The following is a 14,972-nucleotide window of genomic DNA, read 5'->3' on the forward strand; positions in this document are numbered from 1 at the left end:
GCGGGTAGCCTCGCCCGGGTGGACTACCCGCCCGTCTCCGTGATCATGCCGATCCTCAACGAGGAGCAGCACCTGGAGGGGGCGGTGCGCTCGGTGCTCGCCCAGACCTACCCCGGCGGCCTCGAGGTGGTGCTCGCGGTCGGACCGAGCCGCGACCGGACCCGCGAGGTCGCCGACCGGCTGGCCGCGGCGGACCCGCGCGTCGTCGTCGTCGACAACCCGACCGGCCGCACCCCCGACGGGCTCAACGCCGCGATCGCCGCGAGCGCGCACGACGTCGTCGTCCGGATGGACGGGCACGGCGAGCTGAGCGAGGGCTACATCCGGCGCGCGGTCGAGCTGCTGGAGGAGACCGGTGCCGCCAACGTCGGCGGCATCATGCTCGCCGAGGGGACCGGCGACATGCAGGAGGCGGTGGCCCTCGCCATGCGCTCGCCGCTGGGCATGGGCAGCGAGCGGTTCCACACCGGCGGCGAGGCCGGACCGGCCGACACCGTCTTCCTCGGGGTCTTCCGCCGCGACTGGCTGGAGCGGGTCGGCGGCTACGACCCGGCCTACACCCGGGCCCAGGACTGGGAGATGAACCACCGCATCCGGGCGGCCGGAGGCACGGTCTGGTTCACCCCGGAGCTCACGGTGAGCTATCGGCCGCGCTCGACCTTCCGCGACCTGGCGCGCCAGTTCTACGGCAGCGGGCAGTGGCGCCGTCAGGTGGTGCGGGCGCACCCGGAGTCGGTCAACGCGCGCTATCTCGCGCCGCCGGTCGCCGTGGCGCTCATCGCGGCAGGGGCCGTGGGCGGGCTCGCCTGGCGGCCGCTGTGGGTGCTGCCGCTGGGGTATGCCGCCGCCGTCACCGTCGGCGGCGCCTGGGTCGCCCGCGGCCGGGCTGCGGGTGTCGTGGCGCGGATGCCCGCGGTGCTCGCGACCATGCACCTGACCTGGGGTGTGGGTTTTCTGCGCGGGCCGTCCCGCTGAGCGCGCGGGGGAGCGGCCGGCTCAGCCCTCGGTGGGGGCCTGGGGCTCGGGAGTGGGCTCGTCGACGGCGACCGTCAGCGGCGGCTGCGTCTTCTCGACGACCTCCTCGACGCTGACGCCCGGGGCCACCTCCCGGAGCACCAGGCCCTCCGGCGTGATGTCGATGACCGCCAGGTCGGTGATGATGCGCTGCACGACCTGGAGGCCGGTGATCGGCAGGTCGCACTCGTCGACGATCTTGAAGGAGCCGTCCTTGGCGACGTGGTCCATGAGGACCACGACCTTCTTGGCGCCCATGACGAGGTCCATGGCGCCGCCCATGCCCTTGACCATCTTGCCGGGGATCATCCAGTTGGCGATGTCGCCCGCGGCGGACACCTGCATGGCCCCGAGGATGGCAGCGTCGACCTTGCCGCCGCGGATCATGCCGAAGCTGGTGGCCGAGTCGAAGAAGCTCGCGCCGGGCCGGACCGTCACGGTCTCCTTGCCGGCGTTGATGAGGTCGGCCTCCTCCTCGCCGTCGAAGGGGTAGGGGCCGACGCCGAGGATGCCGTTCTCGGACTGCAGGACCAGCTCGACGTCGTCCGGGACGTAGTTCGGCACGAGCGTGGGCATCCCGATGCCCAGGTTGACGTAGTCGCCGTCGTGCAGTTCCGCGGCGGCGCGCGCCGCCATCTCCTCACGGGTCAGTGCCATGGCTCAGGCCTCCTGGGTGGCGTCGGCTGCGGGCTGTCCGGCGGGCCGAGCCCCCCGGGTGGTGCGCTTCTCGATGTCCTTGGCGGCGGCCTGCTCCGGGCTGAGCGCCAGGACCCGCTGGACGTAGATGCCGGGCAGGTGCACCTCGTCGGGGTCGATCTCGCCGGGCTCGACCAGCTCCTCGACCTCGGCGACCGCGACGCCCGCGCTCATCGCGCAGAGCGGGTTGAAGTTGCGGGCGGACTGGTTGAAGACGAGGTTGCCGTGCCGGTCGCCCTTCGCGGCGCGGACGAGGCCGAAGTCGGCGAAGATCGAGTGCTCAAGCACGTAGTCGCGGGTCTGGTCCCGGACGGTGAACTCGCGCGTCTCCTTCGCCGGCGACTCCTTCACCACCGCGCCCTCGCTGTCGTAGCGCCACGGCATACCCCCCTCGGACACCTGGGAACCGACGCCGGTGGGGGTGAAGAAGGCCGGGATGCCCGCGCCACCGGCGCGCATCTTCTCCGCGAGGGTGCCCTGCGGGGTGAGCTCGACCTCGAGCTCGCCGGAGAGGTACTGCCGGGCGAACTCCTTGTTCTCCCCGACGTAGGAGGCGATGACCCGGCGGATGCGCCCGGCGCCGAGCAGCAGGCCCAGCCCGGCGCCGTCCACGCCGCAGTTGTTGGAGACGACCTCGAGCTCGGCGGTGCCCTTCTCCAGGACCTGCTCGATGAGGACCGTGGGGATACCGGCGAGCCCGAACCCGCCCACGGTGACGGTCATGCCGTCGGTAAGCCCCTCGAGCGCCTCGGCTGCGGAAGTGACGACCTTGTCCATGCCGGTGAGGTTACCGGCCTGCGGTGGAGGCCTCCCCTGCGGCCCCCGGGCGGTGGTCGACCCCCTCGGCGACCAGCCGCGAGTCGTCCGTCGCCGGAGCTGGTCCCCGCACGAGGACCGCGGAACCGCCGGTGGCCAGCACCTGGAGGACCTGGCGTACGAAGAGGCCCGGGTCGGTGCTGGTGAGCAGCGTGCGGGCTCCCTCCGGCAGGGGGGCGAGGCCGTCGAGCAGGGCCTCGTAGTCCACGCGGTCGCCCTGGGTCACGAGGGCCACGTCGGCGCCCTCGACCTCGTCCCAGGCGGTGAAGTCGTCGGCGAAGCTGGACAGCTCGGCGGCCTCGTCCATGACCCCTGAGCGCAGCTCGCCCTCGAAGACCCGGGCCAGACCCGGGAGCGCCACGGCGACGACCTCGTCGCAGTCGTCGGCGATCTCGCTGTCGGGGTCGGCGGTGACGAGCACGTCCGCGCCCTCGTGGGCGTCGACGGTGAGGGTCGCCCCGACGGACCAGACGGCCAACGCCCAGTAGGCCAGCCGCCAGTGCGGCGCGGGCAGGTCGACGAGCACCACCGATCCGGGCTGGACGTCCAGCCCCTCCTGGAGCGCGTTGGCGGCCTTGGCGGTCCAGGTCCGGAGCACCTTGCGGGAGATCTCGATGCGCTCCCCGGCGGACCCGGAGGTGTCGTCGTAGTAGGTCAGGGCCGGTCGCGTCGGGTCGGCGGCGACGGCCGCGACCAGGACCTCGGAGGGGAGCTGCACGGACCCACGCTAACGGGTCGTGTTGCGGCCGGAGCAGTGACCGGGGCAGGCTGGGCTGCCGTGGGAGTGCTCCAGCGTCGCGTATGGCGACCGGGCTACCCGGTGGACGTGGGGGCGACCTGGGGGACCCTGCGCCGGGGTGCCGGCGACCCCTGCTGGTCGGTCGTGGCGGGGGCGCTGTGGCGGGGGTTGCGGACCCCCGCAGGCGAGGCGACCCTGCGGCTGCCGCGTCGTCCCGCGGACGACGCCGTCGTCGCCGAGGCCTGGGGACCCGGGGCGGAGTGGGCGCTGGAGCGGCTGCCGGTCATGCTGGGCGCCGACGACGACCCCTCCGGCTTCGTGCCCCGGCACCCGCGGGTGGCCGAGGCGTGGCGCCGCCACCCCGGGTGGCGCGTGCCCCGCACCGGGCTGGTGCTGGAGGCACTGGTCCCCGCGGTCGTGGAGCAGAAGGTCACCGGCCAGGAGGCCTTCTCGGGGTGGCGTCGGGTCGTGCGGCGGTACGGCACCGAGGCGCCCGGACCCGGCGGGGCGCTGGGGCTGCGGGTGCCTCCGTCGCCGGAGGTGCTGCGCGGCATACCGTCCTGGGAGTGGTTGCGGGCCGGGGTCAGCCCGCAGCGCGCCGACACGGTCGCGCGCGTGGTCCGCGTCGCCCACCGGATGGAGGAGGCGTCGGGTATGCCCCCTGCCGCCGCCCGCGCGCGCCTCACGAGCATCGCCGGGGTCGGGGTCTGGACCGCGGCGGAGACGGCGCAGCGTGCGCTCGGCGACCCCGATGCGGTGAGCTTCGGCGACTACCACGTCGCCGCCAACATCGGCTGGGCGCTCACGGGGGAGCCCGTCGACGACCACGGGCTGGTCGAGCTGCTGGCGCCCTACCGCGGGCACCGCTACCGCGTGCAGCGGCTGCTGGAGCTCTCCGGTGCGATGCGCCCGCGGCGGGGCCCGCGTATGGCTCCGCGGGCGCACCTGCCGATCAGCCGATTCGGTGGTCGCTGACCGGGCTCTCGACCTCGGGTATGCGGTCGCCCACCTCGACCTCGCAGACGAGGTCCTCGCCCGCGAGCGCGATCTCCAGCCGGGCGGCGACCCGACCGGCGAGCACCGGGTCGGGGGCGTGGACGATGAAGCCCGTGTCGGGCGACCCGGTCAGGGCGGCGTCCTCGTGCCCCAGGAGCGCCAGCCGGAGCGCGCGGCCCGCGCGGTCCGCCACGGCGTCGGGGCCGACGGGGGCGATGCCGACCCGGTCCGCGGCATCGCTGCCAGGAGGGGCACCCAGGGCGGCCCGCACCGCCTCCCGGTGGCCGAGCGCGAACCAGTCTCCGGGGCCGGTGCGCACCAACGACGCCGCGCCGAAGAGGTCCTGCGGATCGTCGAGGTCCAGGCCGCGCAGGAGGGCGGCCCCGATCCCGGTGGACTTGCCCTTGACCAGATCCGCGGCAGCGGCGATCTCGTCCGCGACCGCCCGGGCCGTGACCGCCAGCGGACGCCCGTCGGCGTCGGTCCCGCCGCGGAGGTCGTCGAGGGCGCGGACGCCGTGGGCGCCGAGCGCGAAATCGGTCTGCCCTTGGCGCCACGGCCGGCCAGCGGTGTCGCTCAGCACCACCCCGAAGCGTGCCGAGGAGCGTGCCTGCAGGGCCTCGTGCACCGACCGGGCGGCCGCGTCGGGGTCGTCCGGCAGCAGCAGCACCCCGCCGGCATCCCCGGTGTTGGAGGCGTCGACGCCCGCGGCGGCCAGGACCGGTCCGGCGACGGACTCCACGATCTGAGTGAGCCCCCCGGGGCTGCGCCGTTCGGCGACCACGCGGACGGTCTGGTCGCGGACGGCCCGCTCACGCAGAGACTGATCGGGGAGCTCTGGATCGAGCCCGGCCCGGCGCAGCCCGTGCGCCTTGGAGACGAGCTTGCTCGACACCACGACCACGTCGCCGTCCTGCAGCCCCCCGTGCTCGGTCAGGGCGTCCAGGAGCAGCGCGGCGAGGTCGGCACCGGCCGTGATCTCCGGAAGCCCGGTGAGCGGCCACACGTGCAGGCCGCTCACCGGGCGTGCCCGTCCCCCGCGCCGAGCTCGGCAGCGAGGTCGAGAGCGGCGGCGGCGATGCGCGCCGCGCCCGTCTCGTCGCGCATGAGCAGGTCGAGGGAGCGCAGCCGCAGGCGGGAGGGGTAGCCAGCGCGGGCCCCGTCCGGGGCGTCGGCGTCGTCCACGAGCCACCCGTCGAGCAGGTCGGCGTAGAGCCCGGCGACACCGGCGGCGCTGACCTCGACCCCGAGGGGGGCGAGGCAGGCTTCGGCGTGGCCGCGCACCGGGCGACCGGACAGGATGGGGCTCACCCCGACCACCGGCGCGCGGGTGCCGCGGACCGCCTCGCGGAGCCCGGGCACGCCGAGGATGATCCCGATGGAGACGACGGGGTTGCTCGGGGGGAGCAGCACGACATCCGCCGCGCGGATCGCGTCGAGAACGCCCGGGGCCGGAGCGGCCGCCGCCAGGCCGGCGACCGTGAACCGGTGCGCCGGCAGACGGGCACCGTGGCGCACCCACCACTCCTGGAAGTGGATGGCGCGCTCACCGTCCCCGCCGTCCCCGTCGGCCACGACGACGTGGGTCTCGATCGGGTCGTCGGTGGCGGGCAGCAGCCGGACGCCGCGCTCGGGGAGCCCCCACCGAGCCGCGATCCGGGAGGTGACCTCGGAGAGCGGCACCCCTCTGGAGAGCCACTGGGTCCGGGCCAGGTGCGTCCCGAGGTCGCGGTCGCCCAGCCCGAACCATCCCGGACCCACCTCCAGCGCCGCCAGCTCTCCCATGACGGCGTGCGTGTCGCTCTCGCGCCCCCAGCCCTGGCCCTCGTCGACCCCACCGCCGAGCGTGTAGACGACGGTGTCGAGGTCGGGGCAGACGCGGAGCCCGAAGAGCGTGATGTCGTCGCCGGTGTTGCCTACCACGGTCACGGTCGAGTCGGCGAGGGCGGGGTCCGCCCGAAGGTGGTGCACGAGTCCACGGGTGAACCGGGCGCCCCCGACACCCCCGGCCAGAACGGTGATCTGCATGGCCCCCATTGTGGGTGCTGGGGGGCGTCTAGCAGATCTGGGGTTGACTATGGCGGATGACACGCGTGTAATTCAGGTGTTGTGACCTTGCGTCGAGGGCAGTCGGGCGGTCGGGTCGCAGCCGGCGAGACACGTGTAGGCGAGAGGTCGAGGAGGAGCCATGCACGAGCTGGAGCTGATGTCGTTGATGCACGGGATCGACGAGGTCGAGGAGATGTCCTGGCAGGAGCGCGCCCTGTGCGCGCAGACCGATCCGGAGGCGTTCTTCCCGGAGAAGGGTGGATCGACCCGCGAGGCCAAGAAGGTCTGCGTCGGGTGCGAGGTGCGCGCCGAATGCCTGGAGTATGCCCTGGGCAACGACGAGCGCTTCGGCATCTGGGGCGGTCTGTCCGAGCGCGAGCGACGCAAGCTGAAGAAGCGCGCTGTCTGAGCGGGCGCCGCACCACGCGCCTGCATCCATGACGACGCCCGGACCTGAGAGCTCAGGCGCCGGCGCCGCCCCTTCCGGGCGCGCCGCCGTCGACGACGTCACCGCCGTCATCCTCCTCCCTGCGGTCGACGACGCCGACCCGCCCGACGCTGCACCGTGCAGCACGACGACCGAGCTCACGGAGTCGGTGGAGGCCCTGCTCGCGGCGCTCGCTGGCCAGGCCCGGCGGCCGCAGCGTGTCGTGGTGGTCGGCCCCGACCCGGAGGGTGCCCTCGGGAGCCACCGCGGCGATCGGAGTGCCTCCGAGGCAGCGGTCCCCGTGGTGGCCCGGGAGTGCGGGCGCTCACGCCGCGAGCAGGTGGAGGCCGCTCGCGAGGCGGCACCGCGGCACGACGGACACTGGTTCTGGTTCCTCGCTCCCGATTCGCGGCCGGATGCCGGCGCCCTGGCAGCGCTGGTCGCAGCTGTCCGACGCAGCAGCCGCGTCGGTGTCGTCGGGCCCAAGCTCGTGCGCGCCGACGAGCCCCGCCTGCTGCGCTCGCTCGGGCACCACCTCACGCCAGCCGGCCGGATCGCCGATCCGACCGGGGCGGCCCTCGTCGACCAGGGGCAGCTCGACCTGCGCCAGGACGTGCTGGGCGTCCCCCTGCCGGGCGCGCTGGTGGGCGGCGCGACGCTCGAGCACATAGAGGGTCTCGACCAGGCCTTCGAGGCTGACGGGGTGGAGGGGCTGGACCTCAGCTGGCGCACCCACCTCGCCGGGCGGCGCGTCGTCGTCGCGCCCGACGCGGTCGTGCGTCAGGGGGAGGAGGGCCTGGGCGTCGTCGACCCGACGCGCACCCGCGTGCGGGTCCGGCAGCTCGCGCTCGCCCGCTGCTCGGCCTGGGCCGCGCCCTGGCGTGCGCTCGGGGTCGCGGTGACCAGCCTGCTCGCCGCCGCGCTCCTCCTGTTGGTGAAGCGCCCGCGGGAGGCGGCTCAGGAGTGGGCCGACGTCCGGGCCGTCCTGAGCCCGGCCCGGGGCTGGGGCGCCCGCCGACGCTTCGCGCGTCGGCGAGAGGTGAACCCGCGTGACCTCGTGGGCCTGCATGCTCCGGCGGCCACCGGGTGGCGGGACACGCTCGACGCGGTGGGGGAGGCGCTGGACCCGCGCGCGCGGCGTACCAGCCAGGAGCCGGGACGGCCGCGCGGTGGCCTTCGCGGCGGCCTGGAGAGCGGCCCCGTTTCGGACGAGTTCGCGCAGCTCGACGGTGAGACGTCCCGCCGGCGCCGGTGGAGCTGGCCTCTCGCGCTGGCCGTGCTCTCGGCCGCACTCCTGACCGGCTGGCTCGGGCGGGACCTGTGGGGAGGGTTGCGGCCCTCCGGGCTCGGGGTCGTCGGGCCCGAGCTGGGCCCGGCCACGACCGACGCCGCCGGCCTGTGGGCGTCCGCCACCCAGGGCTGGCGTGGGGGTGGTCTGGGCGAGAGCTCGGTCCCCGAGAGCTGGCTGGCGCCCGCCGCGGCGCTCACGGCCGTGCTCGGTCTGCTGCCTGGTTCCGCCGCGACGGCGGCCGGCCCGACCCTGACCTGGATGCTCGGGCTCGCGGCTCCGCTGAGCGTCGTGACGGCATACCTCGCCCTCCGCCGGAGCACCCACCGCCGCTGGCTGCGCGCGGGTCTCGCCCTGGGGTGGGGCGCCGCCGCCCCGCTCTCGGTCGCGGTCGGCCAGGGACGCGTCGGCCCGGCGGTGGTCCACGTCCTCGCCCCGCTGCTGCTGGCCGGGCTCGTGGTGCTGGCCGGGCGACAGGGAGGCGTGCGCCGCACGGCCGCGACCTTCGCCACCGTGCTGGGGGTGGCGATCGCCGCGCAGTGGGTCCCGGGGGTGCTCGTCGTGGCGAGCCTGGCGGGGCTGGCCCTGATGCTGCTCGGCCGGGGCGGCGCGCGGTGGCGGGGCGTGGTGCTGGCCACGCTGCCGTGGGCAATGCTGCTCCCGTGGCTCCCGGCGCTGGCCGACCCGCTGCGCCTGCTCGGCGGTGCGGGCGCCACCTCCGCGACCGCGCTCCTGCCGTCGGTGGCCCAGCCCTGGCAGCTGATGCTGCTGCATCCTGGAGGCGGCCTGGACGCGACGACCTGGGCGGCCACCCCGCTCTGGCTGACGGTGCCGCTGTGGCTGGCGGCGCTCGGTGCCCTGCTCCTGCCCGGCCCGGCCGGACGCCGTGCCGGGGTGCTGCTGGCTGCCGCCCTCGTCTGCCTCGGCGGCGCGCAGCTGCTCGTGCGCACCTCGCTGGGGGTGCTTCCCGAGGATCATCCCGAGGCTGGCCTGTCCGTCGTGGCCTGGCCGGGCACGCTGCTGTCCCTAGCCGGTGCGGCACTGCTCCTGGCCGCGGCCCTGACGCTGGACCACCTGGTGCAGCGTGCCGATCGCGGGCCGCACACTCGCGCGCAGGGCGACACTCCCACCGAGGGGGGCCAGGAGCCCACGGCACCGCGGCGGCGACTCCTGCCGGTCGCCCTGGCTGTCGCGGTCGTGCTCCCGTGGCTCCTCACCGCCGCATGGCTCCTGGCTCCCGCGGCCGACGACCACGCGCTGCAGCCGGCCACCAACCCACTCCCGGCCGTGGCGGCCGAGCAGGCGCGTGGACCGGGGGCGCTGCGCACCGTGACTCTGGACGCGACCGCGGACGGCAGTGGTGTGCTCGTCGATCTGCAGGGCGCCGAGCCGGAGCCCGCGCGCATCCTGCGCGACCGCACCATCGAGCTGGTCGGCACCTCTGCGGAGACGGGGCCCGTGGAGGAGGCGGTGTCGGAGCTGGTCGCCGGTGCCGGTCCCGATGAGGTCAGTCGTGCGCTGGTCGACCTGGGCGTGGGCTACGTCGAGCTGCGGGCCGGCGAGGACCACCCGGTCGCCTCTGATCTGGATCGTGTCTCCGGACTGACCCGGGTCTCCAGCCCGGCAGGATCGGTGCTCTGGCGGATGGCCGAGGGTGACCCGGCGCGGACCCGGGTGGTCGGTCCGGACGGTGCGACGATCGACCGGATCGACGCGACCGGCCCGCACGGCGCGGCCCAGGCGGACCTCACCGGGCTGCCGGAGGGGTCGCGGCTCGCGGTGGCCGAGGGGGAGGGGTGGGCCGCCGAGGCGGTGGTCCGGATCGACGGCGACGAGGTCGCTCTCGAGGGGACGAGGGACACCACGCTCCCCGCCGGTGAGCACGAGATCACCGTCGACGTGCGGAGCCGATGGCTGCCCTGGCACCTGGTCGCGCTCGCCGTCGCGGCGGTGACGGGCTTCCTGGCCCTGCCCTTCGGGCGGGCGGAGACCGACCCCGAGGAGGAGCCATGAGTGGCGGGCGACCGGAGCCTGGCCCTGTCGAGCGGCCCGAGGAGGAGGTGCCCGGCGATCTGGATGGTGCGGACGCGAGCGGGGTCGCCCCCGCGACCGGTGAGACGGAGGGTCCGCCTGCCGAGACAGCTGGTGCTTCCGTCGCGCCCGCAGCGGCTTCTTCGGTCGGCCCTCGGGCTCGTCGCGAGGGTGCCCCCTCGCGGGCGGCGCTCGTTCGGCTGGGCCTTGCTGCGGTGGCCGCGGCTGGGCTGATCTGGTGGAGCACGACGGGCTCGGCCTGGGGTCCCTTTCCCGACGACAGCACGTCGTCGGAGGGCCAGGACGGGATCGCGGAGGCAGCCGACCGGGACGCTTTGGTCCGGAGTGCGGCCCTGGCCTGCCCGGGCAAGCCCGACGGTCCTGCCGCGCAGGTCGAGGCGCGCGCCGCCGTGACACCCGGTGTGCTCGTCGAGGGACTGGCCGAGGGCTCCGAGGGCTCCGACGACGGGTCGACCGCGATCCTGCGCGTCCGCGCGGATGGCTCGGCGACCGGGGACGGCAGCGTGGCCCGCGATGACGGCGTCCGGGACCTGGAGCTGGTCTCCGGCGAGGGGGTCGTGCTCGTGGCCGGTGCGACGACGGCGCCGGGCCTCACGGCGTCCCAGGTGGCTGTCGGGACGGAGCCAGGCGGACGCGGCGCCGCGCTCACGAGCTGCGCGGAGCCACAGGACTCCCAGTGGCTGCTCGCCGGGGGCTCGGGGGGTGGACGGGCCGAGGAACTCGTCCTCACCAACCCGGGCTCCGACCCGGTGCAGGTCGACCTCGACGTGCGCGGCGTCGACGGGCCGGTCGACCTCACCGGCGGCGCCGGGATCGTCGTGCCTCCGCAGGCCCAGGTCGTCCAGCTCCTGGATGCCCTGGCCCCGGGAGTGGAGGCACCCGCCGTCCAGGTCACGTCCACCGGAGGCCCCGTCGCGGCGCACCTCACAGATCGCTACCGGGACGGGACCACGGACCTCGGTCTCGATGTCACGAGTGCCGCGGCCAGGCCGGCCCGCGACCTCATCGTGCCGGGGCTTCCCCGCAGCGAGGCCGGAGGTGAGCACCGCCGGACGCTCCGGGTCGTGGCCCCGGAGGCGGAGGCCCTGGTCGAGCTGCGCGCCCTGACCACCACGGGGGCCGTCGTGCCTCCGACCCCCGCCTTGCGGGTGCCGTCGGGTGCCACGGTGGAGCTCTCGCTCGACGACCTTCCGGACGAGGCGGTGGCCCTACGGCTACGTTCCGACCAGCCGGTCACGGCGGCCGCATCGCTGGCGGTGCTTCCGTCCGGCGACGAACCGATCGTGAGCGACGATGCCTCCGCCACCACCGCACCTCCCAGGAGCACCGAGGACGCTGGAGCCACGAGCACCCCCGACAGTGATGGCTCGACCGCCGCGCCGGGCGACGGCGACTCCGGTGGCTCGACCGCAGCGCCCGGCGACGACGCTGCCAGCACTGGTGGCACCGGCGATCCGACCGCCACCACCCAGGGGGCGGGTGAGGACACGTCCAGTGGCGGCACAGACGCCGCATCAGAGCCGTTGGTGCGTCCCGCAGGTGACCTCGCCTGGGTCCCTGCGGTCCAGCTGGGGAGCGCTCCGATCGCCCTTCCCTTCCCCGACCCCGACGCGGTCCCCGACGCCGACGCGGTCCCCGACGCCGACGCGGTCCCTGGTGGGCGGCGCTCCCTCGTGGTGTCCGCCGTGGACGCCACGACTGCCCAGCTCATCTGGCTGGATCAGGCTGGGGGGACCGACGTCGAGGACCTCGAGCTGGAGAACGACACGAGTCGTCAGGTGGAGGTTCCCGCAGGTGCCGTCGCCGTGTGGCTGCGGCCGCTCGATCCGGAGGACCCGGGTGTCGTCGCAGCGGCGCATCTCACGGGAGCGGACTCCCTGGGGCCGTACGTCTCGGCCACCTCCCTGCCGACGGTTCCGTGGACCCGTGCGATCACCGGGATCGTCCCCGTCCGGCCGTAGCCACTGATCGACGTGATGGGTCGCCGCCAAGGTCGCGACCTCGCTGACGGTCAGAAGGGGGGTGTGTCGTCGGTGCGGTTCTGCCAGGGCGGCGTCGGTCGCTGGTCGGGCTGGGTGGTGCCCTGTGAGTGTGAAGGTGTGGTGTCCGTGGTCGCGTCGGGGTTGATCGGTGCTTCGGTGTCAGGACCAGCGGTCGCAGCTGGATGGTCGGGGGTGGGGAAGCCGAGGAGGCGTGCGACGGAGGCGTGGTGTTCGGGTGGGCCGTGCTGGCGTTGCCCGGTGGTGGAGCGGTGGGTGAGGGTGATCCAGCCGTGCAGGCGTGGGTGGTGTTCAGTGGCGCCGTGTTCGTCGTCGTGGTCGAGCAGGGCGGTGCCGGGGTCGCGGTGGGCGAGGGCGGCGTAGAGGGCGCGGCAGGCGAGGTCGAGCTCGTCGTCCGGGTCGGGGTAGGTGACCGGGTCGGGCGTGTGGTCGTGGTGCCCTGCTGCGTGGTCGGGACCGTCGGCTGCGGAGTCGGGAATGCTGAGGCTGTCGGGCGCCAGGTGTTCGGTGGTGACGGCGCGTCGCAGGTATTGCCGGTAGTCGTGGCAGCGGGTGGTTTCGGTCTGGCCGAGGAGGGTTTCCCAGCGGACGTCGCGGTTGGGGGCGAGGGCGCTGTGCCACCAGGCGGCGGTCTTGAGTTGGTGGCGGGCGATGTCTTTGAGGTCGAGGTTGGTCTCGGTGGTGGTCCCGTCGCCGGGGTGGGTCCAGGGGGTTTCGTGGTCGATCTCGCAGGAGGTGGCGGGGGTGCGGGAGCCGGGGGAGCGGGAGGTGAGGTCGGCGGCGACGATCTGGCGGCGCATCGCCGCGTCGGGTCGGTAGGTGGTGATGCTGCGTTCGATGAGGCGCCCGTCGGCGGGGTCGATCAGGAGCCGGGACAGGGTGGTGCCCGGGGTCAGGGCGAGCTCGCGGGCCTGCCCGGGGGTCAGGAACGCGGGGTGCCGCCCGAGGATCTCCGCGGCCCACTGGCGCGGTGGTCCCGACGCTGGCCCGTGCACTGGTGCCCCGGGTGGACGGGGCGATCCGGGTGCGTGGGATCCGGGTGGGGGTGCGGGGTCTGGGTCAGGTCGCGGGGTGGAGGCAGCGTGCTGCGCGCCTTGGGGTTCTCGGCAGGAGCAGGCTGGTGCCCCGGTCAGGGCGTCCCAGGGCACGACGACCTGGAGGTGGACGGCTGGTCGGGCGGTGATGATCTGCGCGATCCGGTCCGCGTCCTGCGGTGTGAGGAGGGGGTCTGGCCCCGGATCGTCCGGCCCAGACCGGTCACGTCCACGGTCAGCCTCTCCCGAGTCGTCTGGCCCAGACGGGTCCTGGCCACGGTCGGCCTGTCCCGAGTCGTCTGGCCCGGACTGGTCCTGGCCACGGTCGGCCTGTCCCGAGTCGTCTGGCCCGGACTGGTCCTGTCCGGAGTCGTCTGGCCCGGACTGGTCCTGTCCGGAGTCGTCTGGCCCGGACTGGTCCTGTTCCGGGTCGTCCTGCATCGGGTTGTCCTGCTGTGCGGTGTGTGGGTTGGCGGGGCCGGGGCTGGGTGAGGCCTCGGCCGTCTCGAGGGTGTGGGGCAGGTGGGGTATGCCGTGCAGGAGGAGGGTTTGGGCGATGTCGCTGCGGAGTTGGGCCAGGGTGCGTGCGTCGCCGCTCTTGCGCAGGGTGCGGGCGGAGCCGTCAAGGCGTTGGCTGATCGCGACCAGAGTGGTGAGGGGTCCGTTGATGAACAGGGTGGCGGTGGAGTCGTCGTCCACGCGGAGCCGGATGTGTCGTTTGTCCCGGGCGGTGCGTCGGCGTTGCCGTTCGTCATCGACGTCCTGCCCTTCGACGCGGACGGCTTCGCGTTCCAGGGCGGCCCAGTATTCCGCGGCGTGCCAGGGCCGGTCCAGCAGGGTCCCGTCCGGGGCGAGACGCTCGGTCACGGCGGTGTCGGAGTCTTGCCCGAACAGGCCGTGCGCGACCTGGGTCGCGTCGTCGGCGGCCAGGGAGCCGCACCGTTGCCAGTATCCGCGGACCATGGACCAGGTGACGATCCCGGCCCTCAGGCCCTGCTCGACTGCGTCGGCTCCCGGGGCGCACGCGACGCCGACGAGGTGTCGGGATTCCATGACGCCGACGCCGAGCTTCACGCGGAGCTCTTCGCAGGTCAGTCGTTTGGTCTCGGCGCGCCACTGGCGCCGTTGCCCGGCGGACAGGTCGTCCACCGCGGTGAAGCCCTTGTCCGCCAGCAGTGCCCGGCCCACGTGCGCGGCGAGGTCACGAGTCGCGACCAACAGCTCAGCCTCCAGCCCTGCCCGCCGAGCCGCGACCTGCGCCACCCGCACCAACGGATCAGCCACCTCAGGCCCCTCGCCCGGGCAGGGGGGACCGGCCGAATCGGCCGGGTCATGCTTGTCGGCGGGGGCGGGGGCCACGTCGCCCCCGTTGGTTACGTCGCGCCCATTGGCTACGTCGGGGCCGCTGGCCACGTCGCCGCCGCCTGGCGCGGCCGAGGCTGGGGCGGCGGGGAGGTCGATCCAGATCGGTCGGGGCGGCAACGGCAGGATCGTGACCGGTGATCGCGGCGCCAGCAGGGCACGGGCCATCACCCTCTCGGCCGGCGACTGCTCCCACCGGGCCCGCAGCCGCCCAGGCCCCAGATGCCGCGCCCCCAGGCACTGGCCCTCGAGACGTGCTCCCCCCATCCGCCGTGGTCCGACGTGTCGTGTCTTCATGACTGCTGCCCCCTCCCCAGGTGTCCGTCTGCCCACCACTATAGAACACATGTTCGAACAACGCAATCCTCTCCATCCCCCGGGTCGCGACCTCCCCCTGGGCGAGCACGCGGCATACCGAAGAACGCGGGCTCCTCGCTGGCCCGGCGATGCCGCGCAGAGATCGTGCGCGGCTCGACGTGACCACGTCCCGACACGACGA

The 14,972-nt window shown here is 74.6% G+C and carries 11 protein-coding genes; 5 read left to right on the plus strand and 6 right to left on the minus strand.

The window, feature by feature from the left end; translation table 11 throughout:
• Positions 1 to 18 precede the first annotated feature (18 nt).
• On the plus strand, positions 19 to 975 hold the full coding sequence (locus AC5PYY_RS09300) for a glycosyltransferase family 2 protein (protein ID WP_493896537.1): 957 nt from the start codon (positions 19 to 21) through the stop codon (positions 973 to 975).
• A gap of 21 nt (positions 976 to 996) precedes the next feature.
• On the opposite strand, the gene AC5PYY_RS09305 is transcribed toward AC5PYY_RS09300, so the two are convergent.
• The 3 genes from AC5PYY_RS09305 to AC5PYY_RS09315 are packed head-to-tail and all read right to left on the minus strand — an operon-like array spanning position 997 to position 3,244.
• Positions 997 to 1,671, minus strand: a complete 675-nt coding sequence (locus AC5PYY_RS09305) for a 3-oxoacid CoA-transferase subunit B (RefSeq protein WP_493896538.1) — start codon at positions 1,669 to 1,671, stop codon at positions 997 to 999.
• Positions 1,672 to 1,674: 3 nt separating this feature from the next.
• Positions 1,675 to 2,487 carry a CoA transferase subunit A gene (locus AC5PYY_RS09310; RefSeq protein WP_493896539.1) on the minus strand — a complete coding sequence of 271 codons (813 nt, stop codon included), beginning with the start codon at positions 2,485 to 2,487 and terminating at the stop codon, positions 1,675 to 1,677.
• Positions 2,488 to 2,497: 10 nt separating this feature from the next.
• Positions 2,498 to 3,244, minus strand: a complete 747-nt coding sequence (locus tag AC5PYY_RS09315) for a TIGR03089 family protein (RefSeq protein WP_493896540.1) — start codon at positions 3,242 to 3,244, stop codon at positions 2,498 to 2,500.
• 60 nt (positions 3,245 to 3,304) lie between these two features.
• Here AC5PYY_RS09315 and AC5PYY_RS09320 point away from each other — a divergent pair, with 60 nt between their 5' ends.
• Positions 3,305 to 4,240: a DNA-3-methyladenine glycosylase family protein gene (locus tag AC5PYY_RS09320; RefSeq protein WP_493896541.1), complete on the plus strand. Its 936-nt coding sequence runs from the start codon at positions 3,305 to 3,307 to the stop codon at positions 4,238 to 4,240.
• On the opposite strand, the gene cofE is transcribed toward AC5PYY_RS09320, so the two are convergent.
• Both cofE and cofD read right to left on the minus strand, forming a co-directional pair.
• The gene (gene cofE, locus AC5PYY_RS09325; protein WP_493896542.1) at positions 4,218 to 5,282 is read right to left on the minus strand and encodes a coenzyme F420-0:L-glutamate ligase; all 1,065 of its coding nucleotides are present in this window, start codon (positions 5,280 to 5,282) and stop codon (positions 4,218 to 4,220) included. The two genes, AC5PYY_RS09320 and cofE, sit on opposite strands and share 23 nt — an antisense overlap.
• The gene (cofD, locus tag AC5PYY_RS09330; RefSeq protein ID WP_493896543.1) at positions 5,279 to 6,289 is read right to left on the minus strand and encodes a 2-phospho-L-lactate transferase; all 1,011 of its coding nucleotides are present in this window, start codon (positions 6,287 to 6,289) and stop codon (positions 5,279 to 5,281) included. The genes cofE and cofD overlap by 4 nt, the downstream gene beginning before the upstream one ends.
• A gap of 160 nt (positions 6,290 to 6,449) precedes the next feature.
• Here cofD and AC5PYY_RS09335 point away from each other — a divergent pair, with 160 nt between their 5' ends.
• From AC5PYY_RS09335 to AC5PYY_RS09345, 3 genes are all read left to right on the plus strand, one after another.
• Complete coding sequence (locus AC5PYY_RS09335; RefSeq protein WP_493896544.1) at positions 6,450 to 6,719, plus strand: WhiB family transcriptional regulator; 270 nt, start codon at positions 6,450 to 6,452, stop codon at positions 6,717 to 6,719.
• Between the two features lie 28 nt (positions 6,720 to 6,747).
• On the plus strand, positions 6,748 to 10,038 hold the full coding sequence (locus AC5PYY_RS09340) for a hypothetical protein (protein ID WP_493896545.1): 3,291 nt from the start codon (positions 6,748 to 6,750) through the stop codon (positions 10,036 to 10,038).
• Between the two features lie 233 nt (positions 10,039 to 10,271).
• Entirely contained in the window at positions 10,272 to 12,038 is a 1,767-nt protein-coding gene (locus AC5PYY_RS09345; protein ID WP_493896546.1) for a DUF5719 family protein, read from the plus strand.
• A gap of 50 nt (positions 12,039 to 12,088) precedes the next feature.
• Here the strand turns inward: AC5PYY_RS09345 and AC5PYY_RS09350 are convergent, their stop codons facing one another.
• Positions 12,089 to 14,395: a hypothetical protein gene (locus tag AC5PYY_RS09350; RefSeq protein ID WP_493896547.1), complete on the minus strand. Its 2,307-nt coding sequence runs from the start codon at positions 14,393 to 14,395 to the stop codon at positions 12,089 to 12,091.
• Positions 14,396 to 14,972 lie beyond the last annotated feature (577 nt).

The sequence above is a fragment of the Serinicoccus sp. JS2-9 genome (assembly GCF_059025165.1).

What these genes read in the sequence shown, in the direction of transcription:
- AC5PYY_RS09310 (WP_493896539.1), bottom strand. Translation starts at nt 2,487, where the DNA reads ATGGACAAGGTCGTCACTTCCGCAGCCGAGGCGCTCGAGGGGCTTACC.
- cofD (WP_493896543.1), bottom strand. Translation starts at nt 6,289, where the DNA reads ATGCAGATCACCGTTCTGGCCGGGGGTGTCGGGGGCGCCCGGTTCACC.
- AC5PYY_RS09335 (WP_493896544.1), top strand. Translation starts at nt 6,450, where the DNA reads ATGCACGAGCTGGAGCTGATGTCGTTGATGCACGGGATCGACGAGGTC.
- AC5PYY_RS09305 (WP_493896538.1), bottom strand. Translation starts at nt 1,671, where the DNA reads ATGGCACTGACCCGTGAGGAGATGGCGGCGCGCGCCGCCGCGGAACTG.
- AC5PYY_RS09340 (WP_493896545.1), top strand. Translation starts at nt 6,748, where the DNA reads ATGACGACGCCCGGACCTGAGAGCTCAGGCGCCGGCGCCGCCCCTTCC.